Here is a 6347-nt window from a genome sequence, read left to right as displayed (position 1 = left end):
GTTCAACGCGCCTTCGCAACGGTTAATCGGCCATTAGAGAATGTAAAACTCTTTCATACAGATCGCGGATCTGAGTTTAAAAACGTAGCTATTGATGAATTATTAAGTGAAAATGAGATTGAACGTTCATTGAGCGATAAAGGAAACCCTTATGATAATGCAGTGGCAGAAGCGACATTTAAGATTCTAAAAACAGAACTAATTCATGGGGAGCAGTTCCATTCCCTTAACCACCTAGAACTTGAACTGTTTGATTATATCAATTGGTACAATAACATCCGTTCGCACAGTGCCCTGGGGTATCAAAGTCCAGCAAGTTATCGAAACTTAGCCCCTAAAAAATTGTTTGATTTAGTGTTGACATACCAAAATACCTAGCAATAAAAAGAAAGTCCTATTTCTCACTCCGAAGAGTGGGCCATTTTATTTTATACATAAAACTTAGCCTGAATTATTCATACTTCGAAGTTAAATCACGATTGAACTCAAAAAACCAATAAATTACTTCATTATAAAGTGAAATCATAGTAACTTGGCTACTTCAGTTGTGATTTTAAAAGTTTTGCTTGAAAATATCTGTTTTTAGGCAGACTACTCCCTTGGTCTGGTGTGTAGTTTCTAAAAATTGGTTATTTGATCATTTTTAATTGAATTTCAATTTTTGAACTCGCTGAAGTACTTTCCAAAAGAATTCCTGATACACGAAACTTGAGGCTAGTTTAAAGTAAAGGGAACGTCCTGACTTTACTAATTTACTGGCAACTTTAATAATTCGTGTACGTATGGTATCGATTTGCATGGTCTTTTGTTCTTCTGGAAAACATAGCGTACGCAACCAGTTCGTTAAGTTATAAGCCAACAAACTTAACATCATTTTTACTTCATTTACTTGGTAAGAGTGGCTATTCATTTTATCAAAGCCGAACCCATTCTTGGCTTCCTTGATATAGTTCTCCATCGTTCCTCTTTTTTGATAACTAAGAACGATCGCTTTAGGAGAAAAGGAATCAACTAAATTTGTCACAAAGAAGGAATGAGTAAACAGTAATTCACCAGCTGGACGTACTGACTTGACAATTACTTTTCTAGGCTTCGACCAAGATTTTGCTTGATAGATGGTTTCTTCGTAATAAATTTCCGCCTTTGAAACATCGGAAATGACAGACGAAGGATGGAGTTCATCCGCAATTCGTTGTAAATTCGCATTTGATTTCAGCCGAATCACGTAATAGACGCTTTCTTTTTCGCACAATTCATACAAAGCTGGGACCGCAAACCCACTATCACCACGAAGAAAAGGTGTTGTCTCTGGGAACTTTTCGTTGTAATGATCAATGAGTGGTTGAATAAAATCGACGACACCATTTGAAGTATACACGTTTCCAGGTCGTAGCTTTGCTTTAAGGAAATCACCTGTTACTCCGTCAAAGGCAACTAATGGATGAAAACCAACGGTACCATAATGAGTATTGAAAGCCGCAGCTTCTTGGTCTCCGTAGGTATCGGAATGCGTAGAATCTAAATCAATAATAAGTACCTTTGACTCTCTAAATTGATGCACTTTGTCAATAAGCTCTTGGTTGGCTCGATTCAATTCTTCAATAGATTGGCTATCAAACCGTCTAAAGAAACGAGATAAGCTCGGCTGAGAAGCTAACGCATCTGTACCAATAATTTGAGTAAATACAGGGTCTTTCGTCAATTGATCAGCTGCATCATCGTCGGTATAACCAGCAATGATTTGATAAATCTTTTGACGAATTAAGTTTTCATTCGAATGAATATAGTAACGTCTATTGTCTTTCAGGTTTAAATGTTCAGCCAATGTTTTAGAGAAACCAATCTTTTCATCAAATTCCCTAAAGAGGAACTCACCAGTATCAGACGAGAGTTCTCCTCCGTCATTAGATAATTTAATTTTACGATTGAAATCAAGTGTTAATTGCGGTAAAGTAGCCATTATAAGAATCCTTTCTGATGGTTATTGGTTCGCACTTTTAACTTATCAGAAATGGGTTCTTTTTTCATTTATTTGATGCGTTAACGAGTAACAAAAAAGCTTATTAAATGGACATTAGTAGGCAAATATTATTTTTTTATGAATAAATCAGGCTTAGTTTGTTTCATATTATTAATTGTGGGTTTAATCTGGCCTCGTTAAACCTCTTAGGATAACGACTCCTTTTTGTTATTCATTCAAGGAGGCCACTAGAGTTCCTCCTTACAAGTCCCCATTCAGAATTGGGGCTTTTTTTGTTAAATCATTAGGACCAGTATTCTGCAAGTGGCCATTATATCCATTCACAAAAAAAAGAGTCGACAACATTAATCGACTCTTTTTAAATACTTTTATTTCTTCTTATTCCTTCCACCTACCCCCACTGATCCAGTATTAGCTGCCTTTGCTCCAGAAGTTGCAGAATTGGTTTTTGTCTGCCCCATTGCTCCTGTTTGACCTGATGGATTGTTATTATTGTTAGTCAATATAAAGTAACCTCCTTTACAATTAAAAATTTTGTGTTCAGCACACATTATTAAGTTGTGTTCTTTTCACTAACATTATTAGCTGTTTTAAACTGCCCAAAAATAATTAGACAAAATCCCATTATTTCTAATCCGAATAAAGTAATAAGGTAAATTTTATTATTAGGAGGAAAATTAATTGGATCATATTAACTCACCGCAACATCTTGCATGGCACGAAACTTTAGATATGCATGAATTAGTTGCCTTTCAATCTATAGGATTATTGAAGTTAAAAAAAGCATTTCCTGAAATTACTGATCCTGCTTTAAAACAACTCTATACCCAAGCTATAAAGGGTATAAGTGATAATATTCGTGAACTTTTACAGTTCTACCCATTAGCACCAAGACAAGAGCAAGATGATGAAAATAACCGAAACCATAACATCCCATTCTATGCTGGGGATTTGTTAGCTCTTTTTAAAACAGGTGTAAGAAACTATGCCATTGCAATTACTGAAACAGCGACTCCAGCTCTTCGAAATGTTTTAAAGGAACACTTAAATCGTGGTATAGATATGCACGCTAAAGTTTTTAATTATATGTATGAAAGAAGTTATTATCCTTCCTATAACTTGGATCAGTTGCTACAAAATGACGTAGAGCTTGCAAATAAAGCATTAAATAAAACATTTTAACCAGGAGCTCCTCCTGGTTTTTTATGAACTCAATTGTGTATTTTTTAAAGTATTAACTTTTAGATCCTAGGGTAGCTTAACCAATAGGAGGTGATACATATGGCAAACGATAATAACCGTAGTCGTAATAACAATAACAATAACAATAACAATAGCAACCAAGAGTTAAATATCGACAATGCAAATACTGAATTTGCAAATGAAAACGATGCACAAAATTTAAACAATCGAAATAACCAAAATAATAACAACAATAACGACTGTTAAATGAACAAAATGTGGATAAATTTCATAAAATTAAATTAAGGATTGGATCATTTTTATTTTCTCCTTTCAACCCACTACTAATACTACTATAAAGAAATGAAAACAAATAACAAAAAGAGTCCCACAAGGTACCGACCCCCGAAAGTTAGAGTAGAAAATCTAACTCTCGGGGGTGTTTTTATGGCCAAATATAGTGAAGCATTTAAAATAAAGCTTGTTACCGAGTATTTAAATGGAAATCTTGGATATAAGTCACTAGCGAAAAAATACAATATGCCCTCTCAAACACCAATACAAGATTGGGTAAGAGCCTATAAAATAAAAGGGATAGAGGGATTAAAGCGAAGAAAAATGAAAGGTGCCTACTCTGTTCAATTTAAAATGGATACGATACAATTTATGGTAGAGACAGGTGCTTCTTTTCAGGAAACTGCTGAACAATTTCGATTGAATAATCCTTCATTAATTCACCGTTGGATGAAAACATTTAATGAACAAGGGATAGAAGGCCTAAAACCAAGATTAAAGGGGCGATCTTCTATGTCTAAAAACACCAATAAACCAATGAAAAAAGAAGAGAAGAAGTTAACACGCGAAGAAGAACTGGAACGCGAGAATGAATTATTGCGACTAGAAAATGCTTACCTAAAAAAGTTGAAAGCTTTTCGAGAGAATCAGAATGCCTTCCACGAAAAGCACAAGCAAAGGTGGCATTCGAACTCAAAGAAGATGGATTCCGATTAAAAGATATTCTCCTTATCGTGGGAATTCCAGAAGCAACCTACCACTATCATGTCGGGAACTTTGACAGAGAAGATTCGGACTCAGAATTTAAAAAAATCATTACGGAACTATTTAAAAAGTTTCATGAACGTTATGGTTATAAACGGATCACGAAAGAATTAAAGAAGTTAGGACATTCTATAAACCATAAAAAAGTGTATCGTATAATGCGTGAATTGGGGTTAAAGTGTGTGAAATTTATGAGGAAATCTCGTAAATACAATTCTTATAAGGGGAAGGTTGGAAGAATAGCGAAAAACAGATTATCCCGCCGCTTTAGCACACCTATCCCTCTACAAAAATTAGTAACCGACATTACAGAATTCAAATGTCTAGACGAAGAGAAGTTATATTTAAATCCGATTCTTGACCTTTATAACGGGGAAATTATTGCTTTTGAAATCAAGAAACGTCCCACGTTAGACCTTGTCATGGAGCCTTTAAAAGAAACAATAGAGATAATAAATAATCATGCAACTTATCGCACCACCATCCATTCCGATCAAGGCTGGCATTACCAGCACAGTCAATGGGTGAGGACATTAAAAGAAAATAAAGTATTCCAAAGCATGTCACGTAAAGCAACCTGCGCAGACAATGCTTCGATGGAGAATTTCTTTGGTATTTTAAAGCAAGAAATGTATTATGGGGAAGAATTAGTAAACTATGAAGAATTAAAAAGACGGATTGAAGAATATATCTACTGGTACAACCATGTACGATCAAAAGGAAAATTGGCTGGTTTAAGTCCAGTAGAATACCGAACTCAACCCAGCCAATCAGCTGCATAATAAAAACTCTAACTTTTAGGGGTAACCACCAAAAGCACTTTAACCCTTTTTATGAAAGGTAGATTCTATGCTGCTATTAAATGATACTTTTTCTCGAATTCAATTGGTGTGTGATAATCAAGTGTAGAATGAATTCGTTTTGAATTATAGAAAAACTCAACGTATTCTAAGATGGATTTTCTTGCTTTGGATCTAGTTCTGAACTTTGTTTGATAGACTAACTCTCTCTTAAGAATTCCATGAAAAGATTCGATGCAAGCATTATCGTAACAGTTACCTTTACGACTCATACTGCCGACCATTTTGTACTTGTTTAATAGTTTTTGATATTCACTTGAAGCATACTGAGCACCACGATCTGAATGATGAATCAGTCCTGGTTTGGGTCTTTGGCGTTTATAAGCCATTTTTAAAGCATTGATAACTAACTCTTTCGTCATTGTTTTATCCATTGCCCAACCAACAATCTTACGAGAATATAGATCCATAACGCTCGCCAAATACAACCAGCCCTCGTTGGTTGAAATATAAGTGATATCAGTTACCCAGAATCGGTTAGGCTGATCTACTTGGAACTTACGATTAAGTATATTTTCACTGACTGGATGTTTGTGTTTTGAGTTGGTTGTCGCTTTATATTTTTTAACCGTGCAGGATTTCCAGTTATTTGCGGTCATAATTCTGGATACCGTTCGTTCACTGACTTTCACACCACGCTTCTTTAGCGTTTTAGTAATTTTGACACTGCCATACCTTTGTTTGAATTCAATGTGCGTACGTAAAATCAATTTCTTTAGTTTTTCATGCTTGTTCTGACAGTCACTTTTAGGGCGACTTAACCATTTAAAATAGCCACTCTTAGAAACTCCCAAAACTGTGCACATCTTCTCCACTCGGAACTGGGAGCGTTTCTTATGAATAAATTCATACTTTACCGAGGGCTTTTCGCGAAGTAGTGCATCGCCTTTTTTAAGATTTCATTCTCTTCTTTTAGATCACGCAGTTGCTTTTGTAAGTCTTTTACCTCAGCATCTGGTGTGGCGAAGGTTTGTGCAGCTTTTATTTCTGGTTGGTGGCTATATTTTTTCACCCAGTTATACAAAGTGTTTTCATTAAGATCCATTTCTCTAGCTACTTGAGCAACAGACTTATGGTTTTCTAACACATACTTTACTGTGTCTTTCTTGAATTCTTCATCATAACGTTTACCTTTTGGCATTCGGATGCACCTCACAAATTGTTAGTTAATTTTATTATAACAATCTGTGTCCACTTTTTAGTCTAGCATCACTTTTTTGCTTTATTGGCATTGTCTGTTATTAATTGGTATGAAGCAAATCCTG

Annotated in this window: 8 protein-coding genes; 5 read left to right on the top strand and 3 right to left on the bottom strand. The window is 35.2% G+C overall.

Annotated features, from left to right (window positions below):
• Nucleotides 1-378, top strand: a 378-nt coding sequence (locus tag BK574_RS24825) for an IS3 family transposase (RefSeq protein ID WP_158211761.1), incomplete at its 5' end; no start/stop codon positions are given.
• A 265-nt stretch (nt 379-643) separates the two neighbouring features.
• Here the strand turns inward: BK574_RS24825 and BK574_RS24820 are convergent.
• Both BK574_RS24820 and BK574_RS28990 read right to left on the bottom strand, forming a co-directional pair.
• Nucleotides 644-1960 (bottom strand): IS1380 family transposase, encoded by a 1317-nt coding sequence (locus BK574_RS24820; RefSeq protein WP_078430515.1) that lies wholly within the window; start codon nt 1958-1960, stop codon nt 644-646.
• A gap of 389 nt (nt 1961-2349) precedes the next feature.
• Nucleotides 2350-2484, bottom strand: coding sequence for a hypothetical protein (locus tag BK574_RS28990; RefSeq protein WP_274379448.1), 135 nt, complete (start codon nt 2482-2484; stop codon nt 2350-2352).
• Nucleotides 2485-2671: 187 nt separating this feature from the next.
• Here BK574_RS28990 and BK574_RS24815 point away from each other — a divergent pair, with 187 nt between their 5' ends.
• The 4 genes from BK574_RS24815 to BK574_RS24805 all read left to right on the top strand — a co-directional run bounded on the left by BK574_RS24815 (nt 2672) and on the right by BK574_RS24805 (nt 5004).
• Nucleotides 2672-3163, top strand: a complete 492-nt coding sequence (locus BK574_RS24815; protein ID WP_142248104.1) for a spore coat protein — start codon at nt 2672-2674, stop codon at nt 3161-3163.
• Nucleotides 3164-3262: 99 nt separating this feature from the next.
• Entirely contained in the window at nt 3263-3430 is a 168-nt protein-coding gene (locus BK574_RS27965) for a hypothetical protein (RefSeq protein WP_169917365.1), read from the top strand.
• 180 nt (nt 3431-3610) lie between these two features.
• A complete protein-coding gene (locus BK574_RS24810) occupies nt 3611-4174 on the top strand; it encodes a helix-turn-helix domain-containing protein (RefSeq protein ID WP_075387519.1) in 564 nt (187 codons plus the stop codon).
• Nucleotides 4138-5004 carry an IS3 family transposase gene (locus BK574_RS24805; protein ID WP_078430514.1) on the top strand — a complete coding sequence of 289 codons (867 nt, stop codon included), beginning with the start codon at nt 4138-4140 and terminating at the stop codon, nt 5002-5004. The genes BK574_RS24810 and BK574_RS24805 overlap by 37 nt, the downstream gene beginning before the upstream one ends.
• Before the next feature lie 65 nt (nt 5005-5069).
• Here the strand turns inward: BK574_RS24805 and BK574_RS24800 are convergent.
• A protein-coding gene (locus tag BK574_RS24800) for an IS3 family transposase (RefSeq protein WP_274379447.1) occupies nt 5070-6223 on the bottom strand; the annotation gives its coding sequence in 2 pieces (ribosomal slippage) (nt 5070-5968 and nt 5968-6223; 1155 coding nt in all).
• Between the last annotated feature and the right edge of the window lie 124 nt (nt 6224-6347).

Origin of the sequence: Alkalihalobacterium alkalinitrilicum (assembly GCF_002019605.1) — a bacterium.
In the GTDB taxonomy this organism is placed as follows: domain Bacteria; phylum Bacillota; class Bacilli; order Bacillales; family Bacillaceae_F; genus Alkalihalobacterium; species Alkalihalobacterium alkalinitrilicum.
Note: the sequence above shows the minus strand (reverse complement) of the source record. Positions and strands in the feature narration are given on the sequence as shown.

Coding starts and splice junctions, on each gene's coding strand:
- BK574_RS24820 (WP_078430515.1), bottom strand. CDS start 1,960: ATGGCTACTTTACCGCAATTAACACTTGATTTCAATCGTAAAATTAAA.
- BK574_RS27965 (WP_169917365.1), top strand. CDS start 3,263: ATGGCAAACGATAATAACCGTAGTCGTAATAACAATAACAATAACAAT.
- BK574_RS24810 (WP_075387519.1), top strand. CDS start 3,611: ATGGCCAAATATAGTGAAGCATTTAAAATAAAGCTTGTTACCGAGTAT.